Annotated in this window: 21 protein-coding genes; 12 read left to right on the top strand and 9 right to left on the bottom strand. The window is 34.4% G+C overall.

Annotated features, from left to right (window positions below):
* Positions 1-59 precede the first annotated feature (59 nt).
* The 4 genes from ACNQF9_RS04365 to ACNQF9_RS04350 all read left to right on the top strand — a co-directional run bounded on the left by ACNQF9_RS04365 (position 60) and on the right by ACNQF9_RS04350 (position 3476).
* Positions 60-2162 carry a glutamine--tRNA ligase/YqeY domain fusion protein gene (locus ACNQF9_RS04365; RefSeq protein ID WP_417989705.1) on the top strand — a complete coding sequence of 701 codons (2103 nt, stop codon included), beginning with the start codon at positions 60-62 and terminating at the stop codon, positions 2160-2162.
* Between the two features lie 318 nt (positions 2163-2480).
* Positions 2481-2810, top strand: a complete 330-nt coding sequence (locus ACNQF9_RS04360; protein ID WP_417959020.1) for a YtxH domain-containing protein — start codon at positions 2481-2483, stop codon at positions 2808-2810.
* Positions 2811-2849: 39 nt separating this feature from the next.
* A complete protein-coding gene (locus ACNQF9_RS04355) occupies positions 2850-3200 on the top strand; it encodes a competence protein (RefSeq protein WP_417959019.1) in 351 nt (116 codons plus the stop codon).
* Positions 3201-3203: 3 nt separating this feature from the next.
* On the top strand, positions 3204-3476 hold the full coding sequence (locus ACNQF9_RS04350) for a DUF6327 family protein (protein WP_417959018.1): 273 nt from the start codon (positions 3204-3206) through the stop codon (positions 3474-3476).
* A 29-nt stretch (positions 3477-3505) separates the two neighbouring features.
* Here ACNQF9_RS04350 and ACNQF9_RS04345 read toward each other — a convergent pair whose 3' ends face one another.
* Positions 3506-4492, bottom strand: coding sequence for an SPFH domain-containing protein (locus ACNQF9_RS04345; RefSeq protein WP_417959017.1), 987 nt, complete (start codon positions 4490-4492; stop codon positions 3506-3508).
* 804 nt (positions 4493-5296) lie between these two features.
* Positions 5297-6802, bottom strand: coding sequence for a glutamate--tRNA ligase (gene gltX, locus ACNQF9_RS04340; protein ID WP_417989704.1), 1506 nt, complete (start codon positions 6800-6802; stop codon positions 5297-5299).
* Between the two features lie 309 nt (positions 6803-7111).
* Here gltX and ACNQF9_RS04335 point away from each other — a divergent pair, with 309 nt between their 5' ends.
* From ACNQF9_RS04335 to ACNQF9_RS04310, 6 genes are all read left to right on the top strand, one after another.
* Positions 7112-10258, top strand: coding sequence for a hypothetical protein (locus tag ACNQF9_RS04335; RefSeq protein WP_417989858.1), 3147 nt, complete (start codon positions 7112-7114; stop codon positions 10256-10258).
* Entirely contained in the window at positions 10255-10674 is a 420-nt protein-coding gene (ybeY, locus tag ACNQF9_RS04330; RefSeq protein ID WP_417989703.1) for an rRNA maturation RNase YbeY, read from the top strand. Before ACNQF9_RS04335 ends, ybeY begins: the two co-directional genes overlap by 4 nt.
* Before the next feature lie 135 nt (positions 10675-10809).
* Positions 10810-12681, top strand: a complete 1872-nt coding sequence (gene mnmG, locus ACNQF9_RS04325) for a tRNA uridine-5-carboxymethylaminomethyl(34) synthesis enzyme MnmG (protein ID WP_417959013.1) — start codon at positions 10810-10812, stop codon at positions 12679-12681.
* Between the two features lie 219 nt (positions 12682-12900).
* Positions 12901-13761 carry a class I SAM-dependent methyltransferase gene (locus ACNQF9_RS04320; RefSeq protein WP_417959012.1) on the top strand — a complete coding sequence of 287 codons (861 nt, stop codon included), beginning with the start codon at positions 12901-12903 and terminating at the stop codon, positions 13759-13761.
* Positions 13762-13993: 232 nt separating this feature from the next.
* Complete coding sequence (locus ACNQF9_RS04315) at positions 13994-14560, top strand: OmpH/Skp family outer membrane protein (RefSeq protein WP_417959011.1); 567 nt, start codon at positions 13994-13996, stop codon at positions 14558-14560.
* 296 nt (positions 14561-14856) lie between these two features.
* Positions 14857-17124 carry a helix-turn-helix domain-containing protein gene (locus ACNQF9_RS04310; RefSeq protein WP_417989702.1) on the top strand — a complete coding sequence of 756 codons (2268 nt, stop codon included), beginning with the start codon at positions 14857-14859 and terminating at the stop codon, positions 17122-17124.
* Between the two features lie 56 nt (positions 17125-17180).
* On the opposite strand, the gene ACNQF9_RS04305 is transcribed toward ACNQF9_RS04310, so the two are convergent.
* The gene (locus ACNQF9_RS04305) at positions 17181-18128 is read right to left on the bottom strand and encodes an HU domain-containing protein (RefSeq protein WP_417989701.1); all 948 of its coding nucleotides are present in this window, start codon (positions 18126-18128) and stop codon (positions 17181-17183) included.
* Positions 18129-18230: 102 nt separating this feature from the next.
* On the opposite strand from ACNQF9_RS04305, the gene dprA reads away from it, so the two are divergent.
* Positions 18231-19331 (top strand): DNA-processing protein DprA, encoded by a 1101-nt coding sequence (gene dprA, locus ACNQF9_RS04300; protein WP_417959008.1) that lies wholly within the window; start codon positions 18231-18233, stop codon positions 19329-19331.
* A gap of 99 nt (positions 19332-19430) precedes the next feature.
* Here dprA and trpS read toward each other — a convergent pair whose 3' ends face one another.
* Positions 19431-20408 (bottom strand): tryptophan--tRNA ligase, encoded by a 978-nt coding sequence (trpS, locus tag ACNQF9_RS04295; RefSeq protein ID WP_417989700.1) that lies wholly within the window; start codon positions 20406-20408, stop codon positions 19431-19433.
* Between the two features lie 262 nt (positions 20409-20670).
* Here trpS and ACNQF9_RS04290 point away from each other — a divergent pair, with 262 nt between their 5' ends.
* Positions 20671-21432: a lysophospholipid acyltransferase family protein gene (locus ACNQF9_RS04290; RefSeq protein ID WP_417989699.1), complete on the top strand. Its 762-nt coding sequence runs from the start codon at positions 20671-20673 to the stop codon at positions 21430-21432.
* Here the strand turns inward: ACNQF9_RS04290 and ACNQF9_RS04285 are convergent.
* The 5 genes from ACNQF9_RS04285 to ACNQF9_RS04265 all read right to left on the bottom strand — a co-directional run bounded on the left by ACNQF9_RS04285 (position 21416) and on the right by ACNQF9_RS04265 (position 24926).
* Positions 21416-22852 (bottom strand): hypothetical protein, encoded by a 1437-nt coding sequence (locus ACNQF9_RS04285; RefSeq protein ID WP_417989698.1) that lies wholly within the window; start codon positions 22850-22852, stop codon positions 21416-21418. The two genes, ACNQF9_RS04290 and ACNQF9_RS04285, sit on opposite strands and share 17 nt — an antisense overlap.
* Positions 22849-23391, bottom strand: a complete 543-nt coding sequence (locus ACNQF9_RS04280; protein WP_417989857.1) for an RNA polymerase sigma factor — start codon at positions 23389-23391, stop codon at positions 22849-22851. The genes ACNQF9_RS04285 and ACNQF9_RS04280 overlap by 4 nt, the downstream gene beginning before the upstream one ends.
* A gap of 15 nt (positions 23392-23406) precedes the next feature.
* On the bottom strand, positions 23407-23817 hold the full coding sequence (locus tag ACNQF9_RS04275; protein WP_417989697.1) for a hypothetical protein: 411 nt from the start codon (positions 23815-23817) through the stop codon (positions 23407-23409).
* 228 nt (positions 23818-24045) lie between these two features.
* Positions 24046-24456 carry a hypothetical protein gene (locus tag ACNQF9_RS04270; protein ID WP_417989696.1) on the bottom strand — a complete coding sequence of 137 codons (411 nt, stop codon included), beginning with the start codon at positions 24454-24456 and terminating at the stop codon, positions 24046-24048.
* 137 nt (positions 24457-24593) lie between these two features.
* Positions 24594-24926 carry a single-stranded DNA-binding protein gene (locus tag ACNQF9_RS04265; protein ID WP_417989695.1) on the bottom strand — a complete coding sequence of 111 codons (333 nt, stop codon included), beginning with the start codon at positions 24924-24926 and terminating at the stop codon, positions 24594-24596.
* Positions 24927-25057 lie beyond the last annotated feature (131 nt).

Genomic DNA, 25057 nt, shown 5'->3' with positions numbered 1-25057 from the left:
GTGAACTTTAAACCTTAAACCTCAAACTTTTTTTATCTTTGCTAAAATAAAACAAAAAAATGTCAACTGAAGAAAAATCACTCCATTTTATAGAACAAATCATTGAAGACAGTTTATCAAACGGTTTTCCTCAAGATCAATTACGTTTCCGATTTCCACCAGAGCCTAATGGGTATTTGCATATAGGTCATGCTAAATCGATTTGTTTGAATTTTGGTTTAGGGTTAAAGTACAATGCGCCTGTTAACTTGCGTTTTGACGATACAAATCCTGCTAAAGAAGAGCAAGAATATGTAGATGCTATTAAGGAAGATTTGCAATGGTTGGGTTTTAATTGGACAGAAGAATTGTATTCTTCTGATTATTTTCAGCAGTTATATGAATGGGCCGTTGCCATGATTAAAAATGGAAAAGCATACATAGACAGTCAATCCTCTGAAGACATGGCGATTCAAAAAGGAACGCCAACGCAACCTGGAGTTGATGGACCTTTCAGAAACCGTTCTATTGATGAAAACCTTACGTTATTTGAAGGTATGAAAAATGGCGATTTTGAGGAAGGAAGTCATGTTTTACGGGCCAAAATTGATATGACCTCGACTAATATGTTGATGCGGGATCCCTTGATCTATCGTGTTTTACACCGGCATCATCATAGAACTGGAAACGATTGGAAAATTTATCCCATGTATGATTATGCACACGGGGAAAGTGATTACATAGAACAAATTTCACATTCTATCTGTACGTTAGAATTTGTAATGCACCGTGAATTGTATAATTGGTTTTTGGATCAAATTTATGATGACTCAAAAGTAAGACCACATCAATATGAATTTGCGCGTTTGAACTTGAATTACACGGTAATGAGCAAGCGAAAACTATTGCAACTGGTTCAGGAAAATATAGTAAATGGCTGGGATGATCCTAGAATGCCAACTATTTCAGGATTGAGAAGAAGAGGATATACAGCTAATTCTATTCGTAAATTTTGTGATATTATTGGTGTTGCCAAAAGAGAAAATATAATTGATTTTTCACTTTTAGAATTTTGCTTGCGCGAAGATTTGAATAAAACAGCTCCAAGAGTTATGGCGGTTTTAGATCCAATAAAATTGGTGATCATTAATTATCCTGAAGATAAAGAAGAATGGTTGGAAGCCGAAAACAATCAGGAAGATGAAAGTGCAGGATTTAGAAAAGTTCCTTTTTCAAAAGAATTATACATCGAAAGAGAAGACTTTCTAGAAGATGCTCCAGCGAAGTTTTTTCGATTGAGTTTAGGCAGAGAAGTACGCCTTAAAAATGCCTATATCATCAAAGGAGAAAGTATTATAAAAGATGCTGCTGGAACTATTACAGAGATTCATGTGAGGTATGATGAAGACAGCAGAAGCGGTAGTGGGAGTGAAGCGAGTCAAAGGAAAGTGGCTGGAACGTTGCATTGGGTTTCTATACAACATGCTTTAGAAGTGGAGGTTCGTCTCTACGATCGCTTGTTTATCGATGAAGCACCTGACAGTCATAAAGAGAAAAATTTCTTGGAATTTATGAATCCTAGTTCGTTACAAATTGTGAAAGGATTTGTAGAACGAAGTTTGTTAACAGTTCAATCTGGAGATAAATTCCAGTTTCAACGGTTGGGTTATTTCAATGTGGATAAAGAAACTACCGAAGGTAAAATTGTCTTTAATAAAACCGTTGGATTAAAAGATGCTTGGGAAGAAAAAGGGAAAAAAGAAGAAAACTTATTGATGAATACCCAAAAAGAAATCAATAAATATGTAAAAGAAAAAGAGGAAACCAATGCCATTTTGATTCTAAATAGTATTGTTGCAACTATTAAGAGTATCGATAATTACAGTTTAATTATTCAGACGATTATAAAAAACTGTAAGAATGACAATAATGCGTTGTTGTTTTCTAATTTAATTTTACATCATTCCGATAAGGTAACAGTAAAGGATATTGAAGAAGAGTCTTTGATAAAATTATACACGATGTCTTTGAAAAGTCAGATGACTGCCGTTAGAATTCTGGCTCTTGAAAATTTACAAAACGACTTGGATAATTTTAGTGCTTTCCAAAAACAACTTTCAGAAATGAAAAATAATGAAAAAAACGAAAAAGTGTTGCAATTATTAAATGATCTTAAAGTTTAATAACTACTTTTTAAAATAGATTTTAGCAATCAAAAGCACTCTAAAAAGAGTGCTTTTCTTATTATAGTAATTTCTTATAAAAATACTTTTTTTAATATTTTTATCCAATCAAAAACGACTTCCATACGTTGATTTTAAGATTGTTTTTTAGAATATATGACACACAACATAAAATTGAAATAAACACGGCACAGCGCGTTTTTATTTGCTTTTTGTCTTGTATAATTACACTTTAACGAGTTGTTAACGGGATTTTACTAATAATTTTGTAACTTTATAAAACTAACTTTATAAAACTAACTTTTAAAATTTACAATTATGTCGAATAATGCAGGAAATACATTGGTGGCTGTTTTAACCGGAGTAGTTATTGGGGCTGGAGTAGGAATTTTATTTGCGCCTGATAAAGGATCTAAAACCAGAGAAAAATTAAAAGATGGTTTTGATGGTGCCAAACATGATTTACAAAATAAATTGGAAAGTGTCTCTTTACAACTAAGTGATCAATTAACAACAGCTAAATTTGATTTAGAAGGAACTTATCAAGAGTTGGTTTCAAACATGAGTCACAAGACCGAAGAGGTAATTTCTTTTTTAGAAGAAAAATTAGCAGAGTTAAAAAGACAAAACGCCAAACTTCAAAAATAATCTCGATTTATCGAATTAATAAATCTTAAATCTAAATACATGGCTTTTGAAGAATTAAAAGAAAATACGGAAGATATACAGGACCAAATACAAGCCTATATCCAAAGCAATGTGTCTTATTATAAATTATGGGGTTTCAAAGTAGCAATGAAGTCTACTACTATGATTCTTAAGTTTTCATTGATTTTTTTGTGTTTAAGTATGGTTTTGTTATTTTGTTCAATTGCAGGAGCTATGGCTATTGGTAAATATTTAGATAATTATCCAATGGGGTTTTTAACAATAGGGGGAATTTACCTTGTGGTAACAAGTCTTTTGTTTTTAATAAAAGATAAAATTATTGAGGGACCGATACTAGAGAAATTTTCTGAAATATTTTTTAACGATTAAATTATGGAAACAAAAAAATATTCTTCTTACGCTCAAATCGATAGAGAACTTGAAATTTTAAAAATGGAAAAAGAAATTAGTTATCAAAAACTAATTTTTGGAGTAAATAAAACAAAAGAAAGTTTTTCACCTCAAAATATTGTAAGTGATTTGGTAGGATCGTTTAGCACTGCTATTCCTTATGGAGCAATAGTTTCAACAGCGGTTCCTTTTATATTGAATAAAGCAGTTCCTTTTATTAAAAATTGGATATCAAAAAGAAAAAGAGGCTTGTAAAAGCCTCTTTTTTTATGGATTTAAAAAAATTATTCTTCTGGATCCGGAGCTTCTAGTTTTTCAGGTAATTGATAATCCGTTTTATCTTCTTTTTTAGCACTCCCTTTTCCATTTTTCTTTCGCATCATTTCACCCACTTGATTTGAAGCGCTGAAAGAAGCGATCATATTATTAAGCATGTCACTTCCGGCTTGGGGTGAATTAGGCAACAAAATTAAGTTAGAATTCGCATCAGCACCAATAGCTTGCAGTGTATCATAATGTTGTGTGACCACAATCAATGCAGAAGCTTCCTGGGAATTTATTCCAACTCTATTTAAAACATCTACACTTTCTACTAAACCTTTGGCAATTTCTCTTCTTTGGTTAGCAATACCTAGTCCTTGTAATCGTTTGCTTTCAGCCTCAGCTTCGGCTTTGGCTACAATTCTTATTCTGGAGGCTTCCGCTTCAAATTCGGCCACTGTTTTTTCTCTATCAGCCGCATTAATTCTGTTCATAGCATTTTTTACTTGAATATCTGGATCAATATCCGTTACCAAAGTATTGATAATGGTATATCCATACGTAGTCATAGCCTCATTTAATTCCCCTTTTACTGCAATGGCAATGTCGTCTTTTCTTTCAAAAACATCATCCAATTTTAATTTTGGAACTTCAGCACGAACCACATCAAAAACATAGGAAGTAATTTGATCGTGGGGATATTCCAGTTTATAGAAAGCATCGTAAACGGTTTCTTGAATTACCATAAATTGAACTGAAACTTTAAGTTTAACAAAAACGTTGTCTTTCGTTTTTGTTTCAATGATAACGTCTAGTTGTTGAATTTTAAGATTCACACGTCCTGCGATTCTATCTATTAAAGGAATTTTTAAATGCAAACCAGATTGTCTGATGCTTAAAAATTTTCCAAATCGTTCTACAACAACAGCAGTTTGTTGTTTTACTGTAAAAAATGAAGATAATAAAATGAAAAACCCAAAGACTAATAGGATGATTAAAGCAATGTTCATAATATTTTTATTTAGTTAAAAATTATCTCACAATTTACAAAAAAACTTTAGGTTTGTCTTTGTAATTTCCAATTATATGAGAAAGATAGTACTTTGTTTAGTTTTTGCTTTTGTTTAAACAACAACTTTCTCCCAGTATAAACAATTGGATTCTAACAGGATGGGTATCATTTTTGGAGTCAATCAATTCACTTTAAAAACAAATAACTTTGAGACTAAACAAGGACTGTGTTGGAATACAGGATTTACTATGAGAAAAAATTTATATATTAGTTGGGATAGTGTATAACATTTAATTTAGTTTAAATAATTTTCCTGTTGCAACAACCACATAGACCTTGATACAGGAAGATATCAACTATAAATTGGCATCGGCACAAGGGTTTTTACAAGTAAGTTATAAACTTGTCTAAAATCATTTTAGTATTGGTTTTGGACCTGTGAACAGGTAAATGGAAAATTAAGTAAGATAGTACGGATGAAAATAAAGGTACTTCTGGTACAACGTTGTTAGCCAAAGATAGTAGGGAGATTTCTAATTTTAATTTTTATCCAAAGGTTGAATTGCTTTTGGCGTTCGTCATTTTAGAGCAAATGTTTCCTATCAATTTACAGTCAATACTATGCTTGAATACTTATACAACAAGAATTTAGGTGTCAATTTCAAATTAAATTCAGGAATAGTAACTGAGAATTTCTGTTTATATATAGCTAATCTCACTAGTTAATAAGAAGAAGGCTCAATGTTTACTAAATAATATGTAGTAAATATTGAGCCTTCATGGTGATTATATGTTTGAAAAATTACAAAGTAGCTATTGCTTTTTGAATTCTGTTAATCGTTTCGTCTTTTCCAATTATTGCAACGATATCAAATAGGTGAGGACCTTTTAGGGCTCCAACCAAACTCAAACGAAATGGTTGCATTACTTTTCCCATTCCAATTTCATTTTTCGTCATCCAGTCTTTCACAATGGTTTCGATATTCATAGAAGTAAAATCGGTAATTTCTTCTAGGACAGAGATTAATTCCTGCATTAATGCCGGTGTTTCTGCCTTCCAGTTTTTGCTGGCTTTTTCATCATAGGCTGTTGGAGCTACAAAAAAGAAATCGCTCATTTCCCAAAATTCTGAAACGAAATGCGCACGTTCTTTGATTAAAGAAACTACTTTTGTTAGAACAGTATCAACTACAGAAAACCCTTTTTCAGCCAAAATAGGAGCATAGGCTTCCGCCAAAATCGCATCTTCTTGCTTAATTAAATATTGGTGATTGAACCATTTGTTTTTTTCCGGATCAAATTTAGCACCAGCTTTATGAACTCTATTCAAGTCAAATGCTGCAACTAATTCTTCCAGCGTGAATAATTCTTTATCGGTTCCGTCATTCCAACCTAATAATGCTAAAAAGTTGATTACGGCTTCTGGTAAAAATCCTTTTTCTCTGTAACCCGATGAAATGCCTTCTGTAGTTTTCCAATCTAATGGAAATACAGGAAACCCCAGTTTGTCACCGTCACGTTTGGATAATTTTCCGTTTCCAACAGGTTTCATAATTAATGGTAAATGTGCAAATTGAGGTGCTTCCCAACCAAATGCTCTGTACAATAAAACGTGTAAAGGCATTGATGGCAACCATTCCTCACCACGAATTACGTGAGACGTTTCCATTAAATGATCATCCACAATATTAGCCAAATGATAGGTTGGCATTCCGTCGCTTTTAAACAATACTTTATCGTCTAAAAGATTCGTTTCAAATTTCACCTCGCCACGAATGATGTCATGTAAATGCAATGTTTCATTCACCGGTGTTTTAAAACGGATTACATAATGCTCTCCATCAGCAATTCTTCTGGCAGTTTCATCTGCAGAAATCACCAATGAAGTGTCCAGTTTTTCTCGATTATGGTGATTGTATATAAAGGTTTTTCCTTGTTCTTCCTCTAATTTTCTTGCTGCGTCCAAAGCTTCTGCCGTATCAAAAGCATAATAGGCATTCCCAGAATTGATTAATTCAGCAGCATATTGTTGGTACAAATCTTTTCTTTCGCTTTGACGATAAGGGCCAAATTTTTCATTTTTACCAATGGTCTCATCGGGCGCAATTCCTAACCATTCCAGTGCTTCCATAATATATTCTTCAGCACCTGGAACAAAACGATTTTGATCCGTATCTTCAATTCTCAGGAAGAAAACACCATTGTTTTTTTTGGCAAACAAATAATTGAATAATGCGGTACGAACGCCGCCAATATGTAAAGGTCCAGTTGGACTTGGTGCAAAACGCACCCGAACTTGTTTAGACATTGCTGTAATTTTTTTGCGAAGATACAAATTCGATTACTCAATTGGATTATCTGAAAATGAGATAATGTAAGATTAGTGAGTTTGTTGATTTTAACATTTCTTTGTTCATATAAATTAGTACTTTTATTGGTTGTAATAAACAAAGCATACATTTTGGAAACGCAACAATTTATTTATCAAAAATTAGAAGCTTTCATCAGAAAGTTTTATACCAACGAATTGATACGGGGATATATTTTCTTTATCGGTTTAGGATTGTTATATTTCCTTTTTACGCTTTTTGTCGAATATTTTCTTTGGCTTAAGCCAATGGGAAGAACCATTTTATTTTGGACTTTCATTGGAGTTGAAGTGTATTTGTTGTTCCGTTTTATTTTGTTCCCCATTTTTAAATTATTCAAAGTCCAAAAAGGAATCGATTACAATCAGGCTTCGGCAATTATTGGAAATCATTTTACAGAAGTGAGCGACAAGCTGACTAACTTTTTGCAATTATCAAATCCGAATGAACATCAAATCAAATCGGAACTATTAGCCGCATCAATTGAACAAAAAGCCAATGCGTTGCAACCAATTCCTTTTGGGAATGCCATAAATTACAACCGAAATAGAAAGTATTTTCCTTTGGCTTTAATTCCTATAGTATTATTTGCTTTCTTTTATTTTTCTGGAAACAGCAGCATGATTTCTCAAAGTTTGAATAGAGTAGTGCATTTCAATTCGGCTTTTCTGCCACCTGCTCCTTTTAAATTCGTGGTTCTAAATTCGAATTTGCAAACGGAGCAAGGAAAGGATTTTATTCTTCGAATAAAAACCCAAGGAAAAATTGTTCCTGAAAATGCGATGATTTTTATTGATGATGAAAGTTATTTTATGGAATCGACTAAAGCGGGTGAATTTCAATTTAAGTTAGCAAAGCCTTTGGAAAATATTTTGTTTCACGTGGAGGGAAATGCTATTACTTCACCGGATTATGAATTGAAAGTGATAACCGTTCCTTCGATTGCTAATTTTGAAATGCAGTTGAACTTTCCTTTGTATTTGAATAAAAAATTAGAAACAATCAAAGGGACAGGAAATGCGGTTATTCCGGAAGGAACGCGAGTGACTTGGAAAATGAATACGCAAGCGACACAAAATGTAACGTGGATAGACGGAATTTCAAAAGCTTTTTTTTCGAAAACAGAAAACACCTTTATTTTATCTAGAAATATTAGTCAAAACACAGATTATCAAATATTTACTTCAAATGATAAGGTAAAAAACCACGAAAAATTAAATTATCAGCTAACTATTGTCAAAGATCAGTTCCCAACGATCAATGTAAACTATGCGCCGGATAGTTTGAAGGTGGCTAAGGACTATGTTTTAGGTCAAATATCAGATGATTACGGTTTTTCTAAACTTCAGATTGTTTATTACGAAAGAGAGAAGTCGAAAACTGCTAAACGTGGAACAATTGCTATTAAGAAAAGTGTTTTTGATCAATTCGTATTTTGCTTTCCAAGTAATCTTCCGGTAGAGCAAGGCGTGTCTTATGATTATTATTTTGAAGTTTTTGATAATGATGCGATGCATAATTTTAAAAGTGTCAAGTCTTCTGTTTTCTCTAACCGGGTGGCTACTGATGAAGAAAAGGAAGATCAAATTTTGCAACAGCAAAATGACAACATCAACAGTTTAGAGAAGTCTTTAAAAAATCAGGATAAGCAGATTTCTGAAATGGAGAAATTGCAGAAAACTGGAAAAGAGAAAGAAAATTTGGATTTCAAAGATCAGCAAAAGGTAAATGATTTCATTAAACGTCAAATGAAACAGGATGAGATGATGAAAGAATTTACCGAAAAAATGAATGATAATTTAGAGCAATTAAAAACCGATAAAAAGGATGAGTTGAAAGAGGAGCTTCAAAAACGAATGGACAAAGCCGAAAAGGAAATGGAAAAAAACCAGAAGCTTTTAGATGAATTGAAAGAACTAAACGATAAAATTCAGAATGAAGAGTTGTTGTCAAAATTAGATAAATTCAAACAAAACAGTAAAAACCAAACCAAGAATTTAGAACAGTTAGTGGAATTGACAAAGAGGTTTTATGTAGAAAAGAAAGCAGAACAACTAGGAGGCAAACTGGACACACTTTCTGAAAAGCAAGATATATTATCCAATGATGAAAAGGAAAATAAACTAGACAAACAAGAAGACATCAATGCTGAATTTGACAATATCCAAGAAGATTTAAACGATCTTGAAAAAGAAAATAAGGAATTGAAATCACCTTTGGACTTGCCTAAAGATGATGCTAAAGAAAAAAGCATTGACGAAGATTTAAAGAAAGCTTCTGAGGAATTGAAGAAAGACAAAAAGGATAAAGCCAAACCTAATCAGAAAAGTGCTTCTAAAAAGATGAAAGCGATGGCGCAAAAAATGGCACAGACTTTGGAGCAAGGTGAGATGGAACAGTTGCAGGAAGATGTGGCAATGTTGCGACAAATCCTGGACAATTTGTTAGCTTTTTCTCTATCACAAGAAGACTTGATGAATCAGTTTAAAAAGCACAAATCCGGATCTCCGGCGTTTAATAAAAACATTAAAATTCAACAGGATTTAAAACAACAGTTCAAGCATGTTGACGACAGTTTATTTACGATGTCATTACGTAATCCAAAAATTGCGGAGGACATCACCAAAGAAATTGGCAATGTAATTTACAACGTTGATAAGTCTTTATCAAGTTTAACGGATGCTCAAGTGCCAAAAGGATTGTCACACCAGCAATATACTGTTTCAGCGGCTAACAAACTTGCAGATTTCCTAAGTGATATGCTTAACAATATGCAAATGCAAATGTCAGGAATGGGTTCTGGGAAACCGAAACCGGGTCAAGGACAAGGAATGCAATTGCCAGATATTATCAAAAAACAAGAAGGTATTGGAGAGAAAATGAAGGACGGAATTAAAAAAGGAGAGAAGCCGGGCGATGGTGAAAAAGGACAAAACGGGAAACAAGGTAAGCCTGGCGAATCGGGTCAAGAGGGTGAGAGTGGCGAAGGTGATGCGCAAGCTATAATGGAAATTTATAAAGAGCAAAAGCAATTACGCGAAGCATTGCAAAACGAATTGAACAAACAAGGATTGGGCGGTAATGGACAAAGTGCTTTGGAACAAATGAAGCAAATTGAAAAACAATTATTGAATAACGGTTTTAAGAACGAAACGCTTCAAAAGATACTGAATGTGAAACAGGAATTATTGAAATTGAATTCCGCCATTCAACAACAAGGCGAAGAAAACAAGCGTCAATCTGAAACCAATAAAAAGGAGTTTAATAATCAATCTAATGGGCTGCCAGCTGCTTTATTAGATTATTTGAATAGCATAGAAATATTAAATAGACAATCCTTACCTTTGCGCTCGAATTTTAATCAAAAGGTTCAAGAATATTTTAATAAAAAATGATCAATTTTAATTACGAAACCGACTTTACTTTAGACAACGAAGAAGCTATCGCAACTTGGTTGGGAAATGTTATTACTTCGGAAAACAAAAAAGAAGGAGAGATAAACTATATCTTTTGTGACGATGAGTATTTACACAAAATCAATGTAGAGTATCTTGATCACGATACCTTGACAGACATTATCAGCTTTGATTATTCTATGGGTAATGAATTGCACGGAGATATTTTTGTTTCCGTTGAAAGAGTAAAAGACAATGCTGCTGATTTCAATGTTTCTTTTGAGCAGGAATTAAAACGCGTACTGGTTCACGGTATTTTACATTACTGTGGTTATAAAGACAAAGGCGAAGTTGAAGAGCTTTTAATGCGAAGTAAAGAAGACGAAAAAATCACTATGTTTCACGTGGAACAATAGTTTTTTTTGTTTTAACCCAAATGTTTCACGTGGAACATGTGGTGATGGTTTAAAAATAGGTTTACATTGTTTCACGTGGAACAAAAATAGAATTCAAAATTACAATCCTGAATAGGGATTAAATTATAAAAGAAGATGTTTCTAAATGAATATGATGTAATCGTTGTGGGCGCAGGGCATGCGGGTTCAGAAGCTGCTGCTGCTGCTGCAAATTTGGGTTCCAAAACTTTATTGGTCACAATGAGCTTGCAGAACATTGCCCAGATGTCATGTAACCCAGCGATGGGCGGAATTGCCAAAGGACAAATTGTGCGTGAGATTGATGCACTTGGAGGATACTCAGGAATTGTTTCGGACAGGACTGCAATCCAGTTCAAGATGCTGAACAAATCCAAAGGTCCTGCTATGTGGTCGCCGCGTGTTCAAAGTGATCGCATGCGTTTTGCAGAAGAGTGGAGAATGATGTTAGAAGGAACTCCAAATCTTGATTTTTATCAAGAAATGGTGAAAGGTTTGATTATTGAAAATGGAAAAATAAAAGGAATAAGAACTTCACTTGGAGTGGAGATTCGGTCTAAATCGGTTGTGTTGACCAATGGAACTTTCCTGAATGGTTTGATTCATATTGGTGAGAAACAATTTGGTGGTGGACGAGCAGGCGAGAGTGCTGCCTATGGAATTACCGAAGATTTAGTTGCTGCAGGTTTTCAATCTGGACGTATGAAAACAGGAACGCCTCCAAGAGTCGATGGACGTTCTTTGGATTATTCGAAAATGAACGAAGAAAAAGGTGATGCTAAGCCGGATAAGTTTTCCTATTCGGATGTGACGTCGCCGTTGATTCATCAAAAATCATGTCACATGACGTATACTTCTTTGGAAGTTCATGATATTTTGAGAGAAGGTTTTGATCGCTCCCCAATGTTCAACGGAAGAATTAAAAGTTTAGGTCCAAGATATTGTCCGTCAATTGAAGATAAAATTAATCGTTTTGCTGACAAGGAAAGGCATCAATTGTTTGTGGAGCCGGAAGGATGGAATACGTGTGAGGTTTATGTAAATGGATTCTCAACATCGCTTCCTGAAGATATTCAGTTCAAAGCGTTGAGTTCTGTTGTGGGATTTGAAAAAGTAAAATTCTTTCGTCCGGGGTATGCAATTGAATATGATTATTTCCCCCCGACACAATTGAAGCACACTTTGGAAACAAAACTGGTAGAAGGATTGTATTTCGCTGGACAAATAAATGGAACAACAGGATATGAAGAAGCAGCATCTCAAGGATTGATGGCTGGAATAAATGCGCATTTAAAAGTGCATGAAAAAGCGCCTTTAATTTTAAAAAGAGACGAAGCCTATATTGGAGTTCTTATTGATGATCTAATTACCAAAGGAACAGAAGAGCCTTACAGAATGTTTACGTCTCGTGCGGAATATAGAACGTTGCTGCGTCAAGATAATGCTGATTTCAGATTAACTCCAATGTCCCATGAAATAGGTTTGGCTTCTGAAGCGCGTTTGCGTAGAATGGAACACAAACTAAATGAATCTGAAAAAATGGTCGCCTTCTTCAAAGAAACAAGTGTTTCGGTTGCGGAAGCAAATCCTATTTTAGAATCAAAAGATACGGCCTTGATTACACAAGGCGATAAAATGTTCAAAGTATTCTCTCGTCCGCAAATTGATTTAGACGACATGATGAAATTTGATAAGGTAGCGGCTTATGTTGCGGAAAATGATGTAGACCAAGAAATTTTAGAACAGGCCGAAATCCAAGTGAAGTATTCTGGTTATATCGAAAAAGAAAGAAATAATGCTGATAAATTGCTTCGATTGGAAGATGTAAAGATTCCTGAAAATTTCGATTATGATAAAATCAAATCGATGTCAATCGAAGCCAAACAAAAATTAAGCAAGATTCGTCCGGTAACCATTTCTCAAGCGTCAAGAATCAGTGGTGTGTCGCCAAGTGATGTTTCGGTGTTGTTGATTTATATGGGACGATAAGATTTGTGGTTGCAGATTTAAGATTAACAATCTTTGATTTTAAATCTGCAATCACAAATGGTTAATCTTAAATCTACAATCAATTGTTCCACGTGAAACCACGTTGTGAAGCATTACAATCATTGAAGAATCAGAAAAATAAATTATTCAACCTTGAAAGCATCCGTTGGTTTTTTCAAGGTTTCGTTTTAAATTAAAATATAAAAGCACTATTAATTAATGGACATTTCAAACCAAGAGCCTTTTTTAACCGTTAAAGATTATTCTGTTTCTCAAGAGATTTTCGACTTGTATCATGATGAAAAATTTGACATGCTGATTACGTCTCCACAACCCAGCTTAGAAAACTTAGGCAAGTATTACGAAAGCGTGGATTATATTTCACACACGGATAGTAAAAGATCCTTGTTTGAAAAAGCATATCATTTTGTAAAAACCATTGCGCTTAAAAATAAATTGAATTTAATCAATTCATTGCAATCTAATAAAGGAAGCATTTTAGACATTGGTGCTGGAACCGGAGATTTTTTATCTGTGGCCAAAGATAATGGTTGGAACACGATAGGAGTGGAACCAAGTGAAAAAGCAAAAGCGATTGCAAAAAAGAAAGGTGTTTCATTTGTTGGAGAAACCAGCGAATTAGACGATCATTCTTTTGATTTGATTTCAATGTGGCATGTTTTGGAACACGTTCCTAATTTGGGAAACCAAATCAAAGAATTGAAACGATTATTAAAACCAAATGGAACTTTAATAATTGCGGTTCCAAATTTCAAATCTTTCGATGCAAAACATTACGGAACGTTTTGGGCTGCTTATGATGTGCCCATTCATTTTTGGCATTTTTCTAAAACGGCTATAAAAATGCTTTTTGAAAAAGAAGAAATGAAATTGGTAAAAGTGCTTCCTATGAAATTTGATTCTTTTTATGTAAGCTTACTTTCGGAAAAATACAAAACCGGTAAAATGAATTATATAAAAGCCTTTTTTGTTGGATTGCAATCAAATTGGAAGGCTAAGAAGAATTTAGAGTATTCGTCACACATTTATATCCTAAAAAACGACCAAAAATCATTTTAAGCTCATATAAAGGGCTTTTTTGAAGAAAGGTAATGTATTTGTTGGATTTTCGAACTAATTCGTTTGTTTGGCAAATATAGAACCCGTTTTTAATAACTATAAATTATATTTTTACTAATTACAATAAGAAAATCTTATATCATAAAAATGTAGCATTTTTTAAACTTTATGTCAATGCTATCAAATTTTTTATATTTTTGTCAACAATACTCAAAACTAGAAATTCATCAAAATGAAAAAAGCATTAGTAATTATCGCATTATCAATTTCACTTGTAGCTTGCAATAAAACTGCAGAAAAAGTTAAAGAAGTAAAAACAGCTTACGTAGATACTTCTGAATTAATGAAAGAATATACAGAGGCAAAAGACCTAGAAGCAAAATATAAAGCGAAAGCAGAGGAAAAAGGAAAACAATTAGAAGCTGAAATTACTCGATTTAAACAAGAAGCCGCCGGTTTTCAAGCGCAAGCACAAGCTAATGGTCAGGCGTGGGCACAACAAAAAGGGGCTGAATTGCAAAAAAAAGAACAACAATTGGGTTATGCGCAACAAGCCTTATCACAAGAATTGCAACAAGAAAGCGGTAAAGAAATGGATTCTTTAGTAAGCGGAGTAAAAAAATTCATCAAAACGTACGGAAAAGAAAAAGGATATGCATACATCTACGGTACAGGCGATGCAGCTTCAATTTTATACGCTGAAGATAAATTTGATATTACAAAAGAAATCATCAAAGCCTTGAACGACAAATACAAAGCACCTGCGAAAACGGAAGAAAAAGCAGCAGCCAAAAAATAATTTTTCTATATTAATTCAAAACATTGCCTTCGTCTATAGTTAGATTGAAGGCATTTTTTTTGAAGCTATTTCCCGCTATCCGCTATCATCTTTCGTTTAGAAAGTGGTTTTTCTTACCCATAAAAGGAGCTTCTTTTAGTCGCTCTTTTCTGACCAGAAAAAAGCACTTTCTAAATCTCGATGATTTTCGCTTTTATCGGGGCTAAAAATAGTTGAATTATAATCCTAAAATGTTTTCCAAAAATTAAAATAGTATTCCTAATTTTCAATACTTTAGCTTTATACATACACGCCTAATGCAAACCATTTCAGAAGCAGCCGCTTACACCTTGCGATTCATCAATCAAACCCAACGATCCGTTTTCCTTACCGGGAAAGCAGGTACAGGGAAAACTACCCTTTTACGGGAAATTATCGAAACCACACACAAGAATACTGTTGTTGTGGCACCAACGGGAATTGCGGCTTTAAACGCGGGTGGTGTAACGATACATTCCATGTTTCAGTTGCCGTTTGGAGGATTTATTCCGGATAATTCATCGCCTCAATTTTCTGAAAGCACTAAATTTGAAACCAAAGCTACCTTGCGCAGGCATTTCAAAATGAGCGGTTTGAAGAAATCAGTAATTCGCAATATGGAATTGTTGATTATCGATGAAGTGAGTATGTTACGCGCGGATTTACTGGACGCTATGGATTATATGATGCAAACCGTGCGCAAAAAAAGTACTCCTTTTGGGGGCGTTCAAGTCTTGTATATTGGCGATTTATTGCAATTGCCTCCGGTAATTCGGGACGAAGAATGGCGTACGCTGAAAACCTATTATAAAGGAAAATTCTTTTTCCATTCGCACGTGGTACAGCAAAATCCACCTTTATACATTGAATTATCCAAGATCTTTCGCCAGACTGACGATACGTTTATATCGGTTTTGAATAATCTTCGTAATAATGAGATTTCGCAGCAAGACATTCAAACCTTAAACCAATATGTAAAACCTGATTTTGATTTAAAAGCCAATAAAGGATATATTACATTAACCACACACAATAATAAAGCCGATTCAATGAATGCGCAGGCTTTGGAAGATTTAGAAGGAAAGTCAGTGGTCTATAAACCGGAGATAACCGGAGATTTTCCGGAGAAAATATTTCCCGTGGAACAACAATTGCAGTTGAAAGTAGGCGCGCAAATCATGTTCGTAAAAAACGATTTGTCCTTTGATAAAAACTATTTCAACGGAAAAATGGGCGTTATCAAATCGCTTTCGAGTCAGGAAATCCTGGTTCATTTTCCGGAAGAAAACAAAACTATAGAAGTCGAAAAATACGAATGGCAAAACATTCGGTACAAAGTAGACGAAACCACCAAGGAAATTGAAGAAGAGGTTTTGGGGACTTTTGTGCATTATCCCATCAAATTAGCGTGGGCGATTACGGTTCATAAAAGCCAGGGATTGACATTTGATAAAGCGGCGCTTGATGTTTCGCAAGTTTTTCTTCCGGGACAGGCGTATGTCGCATTATCGCGTTTGCGCTCGTTAGAAGGACTTATTTTACTTTCTCCGCTACGCATGAATGGCATTTCAAACGATCAGGATGTGATGGATTATTCATTAAACAAAGCGTCGGATTCGTTTTTAGAGAATGCCTTGCATTTTGAAACTAAAAACTTCATCCATAACTATTTGATAAACACGTTCGAGTGGAATGATTTGGCTCAAGAATGGCGCAATCATAAATTCAGTTACAACGAAAATTCAGAGATTTCAGAGAAATCCAAACATGCCGTTTGGGCCAGAAAGCAAACGGAAATCATCGAACAGCTTTTGGATCCCTCCAAAAAATTCATTTCGCAATTGAATAAACTTTTTGCTCAGGAAACCGTCGATTTGAATCATGTTTCCGAAAGAATTCAAGCTGCTTTTGGTTTTTTTTTAAAACCAATGGACGAGTTGGTTTTTGAGATCCTTTGGAAAATTGAAGAAGTAAAACGCATCAAGAAAGTCAAAGCGTTTTACGATGAATTAATCGTGTTGGAAGAATTGCAGACGAAGGCCGTTTTGCGCTTAATGAAAGCCAAATTATTGATAGAAACCGTTGTTGCAGGAGAAACCATTTCGAAAGAGAAATTGACATCCTCAGAAATAAAAAAATACATCATCCGAAAAACGGAAGCCATACAAAATCAATTCAAAGAATTAAATATTACGTTGATTGAAGATGATAGGTACGTGGAACGTTATGCTTCGAAAAAATCTAAAACTGCAGCACCTAAAAAATCAACGGTGAAGGAAACCTACGAATTGTGGGTGGAAAAGAAATCAATTGAAGATATTGCAACAATCAGAGTCTTGACCAAACAAACGATTTACTCCCATTTTGTAAAACTGATACAAACTAAAGCGGTATCCATTTCAGAGGTTTTACCGGAGGATAAAATGCAGGATTTAGCAACTGCTTTTGCCGGATACAAAGAAGAATCACTAAATGCTTTGATGGAAAAATACGGTCATAAATTCTCTTGGGAAGAAGCGAGGATGTACAAAGCGAGTCTGAATTAAATAGAACAAAGTGCTAAAACTAAAAAACCCTATTCGGTATGAATAGGGTTTTTGTTTTATAGTGTTTGAATCAGTATCCAAGCCTCTGGATTGTGCTTTTCATTGATTTCTTTTTTTGCTTTTTCTGCTTCAGCAAATGTGGCGTAACTGCCATACAAAACCGGAAAATAACCGTTTCTGTTAGGAGCAATTCGTTTGGCATTGTATCCTAAGCGACTTAAAATTCGCAGCGTTTTGTTAGCGTTTTTTTCTTCCCTATAGACTCCAGCCATAATGTGATACGGCATTTTTATTTCCTTGGTAGATTTTACGGAAAGTGTAACAGCCGGAACCGGACTTTCGATGAAGAAAGTGGCTTGCTGAATTTTATTTTGAACTTGTTTTTGAACGGCAGTTTCAACAAGAATCGTTTCTGAAGCGATTTGGTTTTGATACATTGGATAACCCACACTTCCTGCAAGTCCCAATCCTAATACAAAAATAGCAGCGTATTTTAAATATGGATTCGCTGTTCTGGTTTGTTCAGGAACCATTGTGATGGTGGCTTTTTCTTCAATTGCTTCTACTTCTTTTTCGAAAATAGCTCTTTTTACAAGTGGTGAAACAAAAGGAGCCAACCCAAAAGAACTGGTTAAATAATTGGTTTGATCATAAGGCGTGAAAACGATATTGTGATCCGCGTTCAAACGAAGGTCCCCAACATTTTTAATAGAAAAAAGTTGGTTTTCTTCTAAAGCTTTTTTCCAATTAAAAACCTCATATTGAATGGCGCTTACGGCATATTCGTAAGACGTTTTCTCTGCTAAAGCAATATGATTGGCTAGTAAACCATCATTGTTTTTCAGATTTGCATTGAAAGCAATCATTTTTTTGGGTGGAGAAAATGAATTTGTACTTTCGTTTAGTTTAGCCGATTGGATTTCGGTCAAAAAAGCTCCAAAACCAGGAACGGTAACACATTGATAACGGTATAAAAGCTGCGCGATGTATAGTTCGATTTTCATACTTACAAAGTTATACAACGAAAATAGTTATCAAAATTTTATTCACAATTTTTATTAACAATCCGCATAAAAATTTATACATTTCAGTCTCAAATAATTAGCATGAAAGAGCAGGATTTATTTTATTTATTGGCTTTGCAAAGAATAGAAGGCGTGGGCGATATCATGGCTAAAAAACTGCTGACCCATTTTGGAACTGCAGAAGCCGTTTTTAACACAAAAGCTTCGCAACTCGCTGCTATTGATGGAGTAGGATCTGTTTTGATGAAAAATTTAAAAGATAAATCCGTTTTCGAAAAAGCAACTCAGGAGCTGGAATTTATAAAAGCGAATGAAATCAACGCGGTTTATTTTCAGGACGAAGACTATCCGGAACGCTTGAAACATTGTATTGACGGACCACTTTTATTATTTACTTCTGGAAATATTAATTTAAAGAACAGAAGAATAATCAGCATTGTAGGAACGCGCCAAATTACCTCGTACGGAACTGAATTTTGTAGAAAACTGATCGAAGATCTGGCTCCGTTGGACCCTATAATTGTCAGTGGTTTTGCCTATGGCGTCGATATTGTCGCACACCAACTGGCAATGGAACATAATTTACAGACTATAGGTGTGGTGGCGCATGGTTTGAACCAAATTTACCCGAAAATCCATAAAAAATATGTGACCAAAGTCGAGCAGAACGGTGGTTTTATGACTGAGTTCTGGAGTTCCTCCAATCCCGATAAAGAAAATTTCGTTCGAAGAAACCGAATCGTTGCTGGTATGTCTGAAGCGACAATAGTAATTGAATCAGCCGATAGAGGCGGATCACTCATCACAGCCAATATGGCCAATGATTACAACCGGGATGTTTTTGCGGTTCCGGGGCGTGTTACGGATAAGTACAGCCAAGGCTGCAACAACCTGATAAAAACCCAAAAGGCAAATGTCTTGACCAGTGCTGCCGATTTGATTTATATTTTGAATTGGGATATTCAAAAAGAAACGAAAACGGTACAAAAACAATTGTTTGTAAGCTTAGAGGAAGACGAGCAAAAAGTATATGATTACCTCCTTAAAACGGGAAAAGAATTGATGGATATTATTGCCTTGCGCTGTGATTTCCCTATTTATAAAATTTCTGGAATGCTGTTGAATATGGAACTCAAAGGTGTGATTCGGCCTTTGCCTGGGAAATTGTTTGAGGCGATATAGTAATTAAATGAAAAGAAAGAACAGCAGATTCACAGATTTTAAATAATCTATGAATCTGCGGCCAATCATTTTATAAACTTAAGAATTGAAATCAAAGTTTTAATTAACCTCAAATCCTAATTTTTCTCTCACTCTTGCCAGAACGCCATTGGCAACAGCCGAAGCTTTTTGAGCACCAATCTTTAAAAGCGCATCTACTTCGGGAAGGTTGTTCATGTAATACTTGTATTTTTCTCTTTCGGTTTTGAAGGTTTCTGTGATCAATTCAAACAAGGCTTGTTTGGCGTGACCGTAGCCATAATTTCCACCAAGGTAATTAGCAGTCATTGTGGCAATTTGTTCTTCATTTGCTAATAAAGAATAAATAGCAAAAGCATTACATGTTTCTGGATTTTTTGGGTCTTCCAGCGGTGTGCTATCGGTTTCAATACCCATCACTTGTTTGCGTAGCGCTTTGTCATCCAGAAATATATTGATAATATTATTGGCTGATTTACTCATTTTTCCACCGTTTGTTCCTGGAATCAACATGCTGTCTTCCTGAATTTTGGCTTCAGGAATCACAAACGTTTCTCCCATTTGATGATTGAAACGGGACGCTACATCACGTGTAATCTCAAGGTGTTGCAATTGGTCTTTTCCTACCGGGACAAGCTGGGCATCGTATAATAAAATATCGGCAGCCATCAACATTGGATACGAAAACAAACCGGCGTTTACATCTTCCAGTCTATCGGCTTTGTCTTTGAAGGAATGTGCTAATGTCAAACGTTGAAAAGGAAAAAAACAACTCAAATACCACGATAATTCTGCTGTTTGTGGCACATCAGATTGTCTGTAGAAAACTACTTTGTCCACATTCAAACCACAAGCAAGCCAAGCTGCTGCAGTACTGTAGGTATTAGTTCGTAAGGTTTCACCGTTTTTTATTTGTGTTATCGAGTGTAAATCGGCAATGAAAAGAAAGGATTCGTTTTCCGGTTTATTTGATAACGCGATCGCTGGAATGATTGCGCCAAGTAAGTTGCCTAAATGCGGTGTTCCGGTACTTTGAACGCCTGTAAGTATTTTTGCCATTATGATTTTTTCTGAAGCGCAAAGTTCGCAAAGTTTTTTATTTTTTACCGCAAATTCGCAAATTATAAAAATTAACTTGTTCGAAGTTGGATTAGCAAAATTTTATTTTAGCCATATCAGTCATTTATATTAATAAAACGGTGATGATTAAAAGAATGAGGTATAATTGCCCAGCAACATAAAAATACAGATGACTTATATATTGAAAAACACAAGAATGTTTTTTGAGCATCATAACGTCTGATTTCTTACTTTTGAACTCATGAGAGGATTAAAAATTATTTTTTGGGCGCTATGGCGTGTATGGTTTTATATTTTGATGACCATTCCCATAGTGGTGATGTTTCCTTTTTTGATCTTGTCTATTTTGACGGAAAGTGGCTACCCATATTTTTTTAAAATGGCTCGTATTTGGGCAAAATTTATTCTTTTCGGGATGGGATTTTATTATAAAATAGATAAAAGCCAAGAAATGAAATACCAAAAAAGTTACATGATTGTGGCCAATCATACCTCAATGGCCGATATTATGCTGATGCTTGCCTTGACTCGAAATCCGTTTGTTTTTGTGGGTAAAAAAGAACTTTCAAAAATTCCCTTGTTTGGGTTTTTCTACAAAAGAACCTGTATTTTGGTAGATAGGAATTGTTCGAAAAGTAAAATGGAAGTCTTTAATCGTGCTCAAAAAAGAATTAATCAAGGATTGAGTATCTGTATTTTTCCTGAAGGTGGCGTTCCAGATGATGAATCAATTTTATTAGACACGTTTAAGGATGGTGCTTTCCGTTTGGCCATTGAGCATGAAATTCCTATTGTTCCGATCACTTTTGCCGATAATAAGAAGAGATTTCCGTATACTTTTTTCAGCGGTAGCCCTGGAATTATGCGCGTAAAAATGCATTCTCACATAGAAACATTGGGAAAAACGGGTGTTCATCGAAAAGAAATTCGGGAAGAAGTTCGCGGGATAATATACAATCAGTTAATAGCGTACGATTCAATCCCCATTAAAAGCTATAGCTAATGCCAGAATACAAACCAATAAACAGAGGTTTAAAATCACCCGAGTTGTTTGAAAATGTATTCAATTGATATTTAACCATTGGTTCAAAATTAATTTGGAATGATTTCATGATTTGGTATTTGAATCCGAAACCTACATTCGTGCTAAAATGAATTTGATTCAAATTTCTTGCTTCGCCTAATTTTAGATTAGTTTCATCTGAAACTAATGATATTTTGTTTTGGTTGAGAAACAAAGTACTTACTCCGCCAATAATATTAATCCCTAATTTACTGTCCAAAACGGTATAGGAAAGTTCTAACGGCACTTCATAATACCCCATTTTCTGATTTAATGCACCCGTATTTGTTTTTTGCAGGTCTTTTTCTAAAGACGTTAATACATTTAAAGCGGCCTCATTTTTAATCTCAATCAAAGCATTAGTAGTATAGTTAATGTTTGCCAGGTTATTATTCGCTAAGCCTGTTGAATAAATAACGTTATTTGTATTGTATCCGATCGAGAGCTTATTAATCCCGGAGCGTATGGCTATTTTTTTAGACATGGCATAATTGACTCCAATCCCAAAACTTAAACTGTTATCAGCTGATTTCTGGTTTTCGGAGAATTGTGCATCAATAGGAGATCCTCCCGAATTTGAATTTAGATACACAGCTCCGATATTTGGCGTAATTTGCCATTTATTTTTTTGATTAAGAACTAAAATTTGTTTTTCGGAAGCTTTATTTTTTAGAATTTCCTCTAATTCATTGGGCGTTTCGGTACTAGTCGAAATTTGGTTGTTAGGCTCTACCTGGGCAATTAGAGTACTTTCATTTTCTTTAAAAGTATTTTTTTCTACAACTTTACCCTGAATATTCTTAAACGGATGGGATGTTGTCGTGCTATTTTTTTCGGGGATAGCCATGTAAGATTGGTGGACTTTATTGTTTGATTTTTGTTTTATCGAAGGATGATTTTTTTGTAAATAAACAATAGGATTAGTTGCAGTAGTCTCTTTGTTCGAATTGATTTCAGATTCGTTAGCGGTTGTGAATTCTTTCCCATTTTTTTCGCCTGTATTAACTTTGTTTACGAGGATTGGAGCTCCTTTTTCAATTTTCAAGGAATTGATCTTTTTCTCTGTATTATTAAGAATAGAATCGTTGTTTTGAGAAGATTTTTTCAACATTTTTGGTTCTAAAACTATGCTATTCTCCTTGCTGGTATTGGTGTTCAAAAGAGCATTCAACGCAAATACACCCAGAAGAAAGGCTGCTGCAATTCCTGGGAATTTTATCCAGAACGGAATCGTTCTTCGTTCTTTTTTCTTTTTTTTCAATTTGGTTTGAATATTGATCCAAACTTGCTCATTTGGATCTATTTCAAAATCGTTGAATTGCTCTTGAAAAAAGCGGTCGATATTTTTTTTGTCGTTCATTTTGCCGATGACTTTGTTTTAATTCTGGAATAAACTTCGATTTTTTCTTTCAAAATCAATCTTGCTCTAGCAAGATTAGATTTTGTTGTTCCGGTGGTGATTTTGAGCATTTCTGCTACTTCTTTATGGGAATATCCGTCTAGTACGTAGAGGCTGAAAACGAATCGATATTGATCTGGTAATTCCTGAATAATCTGCAATAAAAAGGCAATAGATATGTGCTCGTCGTCAATTTCAATTTCTTCATCAGCAATAGTATCATCTAAAACCTCCATAAACCGAACCTCTCTAAACTTTTGCAGGGCATTGTTGATTAGTATTCTCTTTGCCCAGCCCTCAAAAGAGCCTTTGAAATTGAACTGTTTTATTTTTTCGAAAATTATCAAAAAACCATCTTGTAAGTTGTCTTCTGCATCGGCATAATTGCTGGAATATTTTAAACAAACACCAAATAACTTTTTAGAAAAAATTTGATATACTTGCTGCTGAGCTTTTGGGCAGTTTTTTTTACAATCAATAATTAATTGGTCTAAGCCCACAATTTCATTCAAGAATTAATTAGTGACGGGAACTTCTACTTCCTCAAAAATATTAGCTCCATTAGCATCTTCTCCCTTATAAAATTTAAAAATATACGAACCGGTGTTTGTTACGTAAAAGTTGAACGAAACCGCAATAGGCTCCGTAGTCAATGGTTTGCATTCGGCATTTTCCAAAACGCCCGTTTGAATTCCAATGGTCCTGATATTTAATTCCTTGCTGTAATATATGCCTTGGAAATAATGGCAGTCGGAAGGTTTTTTGTACTTCAACTTTATCTCATAGGTTTGTCCCAAAGTAAATGTTTGGGGTAATGTATAACTGTCTATAGGAAGTACTTCATAACTGTAATTTGATTGATCATCATCCATACTGCAAGACATCAGTGTCAATAAAAACAGGGTAAGTAAAATAATTTTTTTCATCTTCTATTGTTTAAAAGTTAATAAACACCATCGAGAAATATTCTTAAGACGGTTTCTTCTTAAGATGATTTTTTTATAAAAAGGTTGCGTCAACAAGGATTCTTTTTTTAATTAAATTAGTTAGTGTACTAAACTACTCTTTTTTGGCTTCAGAGTATTCATAAAATCAAGAGTATATCCTTTTAGAAAACAAGAAGCTGTCGTTTGAGACAGCTTCTTATTGAAATTTTAGCTTGCGGAGCTTACAACGATCGTTTGTGTTATAAATTCAGTAGCCGATTTCTTAAATTTAAAAAGATATGTTCCAGCCGCTGTTGCTTTAAATTTGTAGGTAGTGATTTTAGACACAGGTATAGTACCGCAATCAACTCCTTCTAGTTTTGTTTCTACTTCAATAACCTTTGTGTTATCAGTAGCTATTTCAATAAATTTATTAAAAACGCTACACTTATTTTCAACATCAAAAGTAACACTTAAGACCAGTTCTTGATTTACAGTTCCAGTTGTTGGTCCGGTTACGGCACTAACAAAGGACTTTTTGGTTATAATTACTTGTTGGTCATCATCATTACTGCAGGAAGCAAATCCTGATGCTACTACTAATACTAAAGCAATCACTTGTAATTTAATTTTTTTCATCTCTTTAAAAGTTATTAAGTTATTAATTTTATAAAAGATGGTTTAAAGTTAAAAAGGTTGCTTAGGGAGAATCTTTTTTTATTTAATAGAAATCATAATTAGCATTTTTTCCAGAATATCTGACCTGTATTGTATTATTATTTTCCCAAAAGGAGTACATCGTTTACCACGACTTCAGTCACATAGCGTTTTTCGCCATTTTTATCCTCATAGCTTCGATGAGCCAATTTACCTTCAATCGCAATTTCTTTTCCTTTGGCAACATATTTTTCTATAATATCAGCGGTTTTACCCCAAGCGATGAGTTTGTGCCATTGTGTCTCTTCTATCTTTTCTCCTTTGTCGTTTTTGTAGCTTTCGTTAGTAGCTAAAGTGAAATTGGCTAATTTTTTTCCTCCGTCAAAAGTTTTGATTTCCGGATCATTCCCAACGTGTCCAATTAACTGAACTTTGTTTCTTAATGTGCTCATGGCGTATATTATTTATAGGTTAGTGTAAGTTGTGTTGAATTGGTGTTTCAAATCAACAGGGCAAAGATGCGATGACTTAAAAAAAGTATTCGGTTGGTAACTATTTACTTTCGGTTGTAACTATTTGTAAG

The organism is Flavobacterium amylolyticum, from assembly GCF_048284335.1.
Taxonomy (GTDB): Bacteria; Bacteroidota; Bacteroidia; order Flavobacteriales; family Flavobacteriaceae; genus Flavobacterium.
Note: the sequence above shows the minus strand (reverse complement) of the source record. Positions and strands in the feature narration are given on the sequence as shown.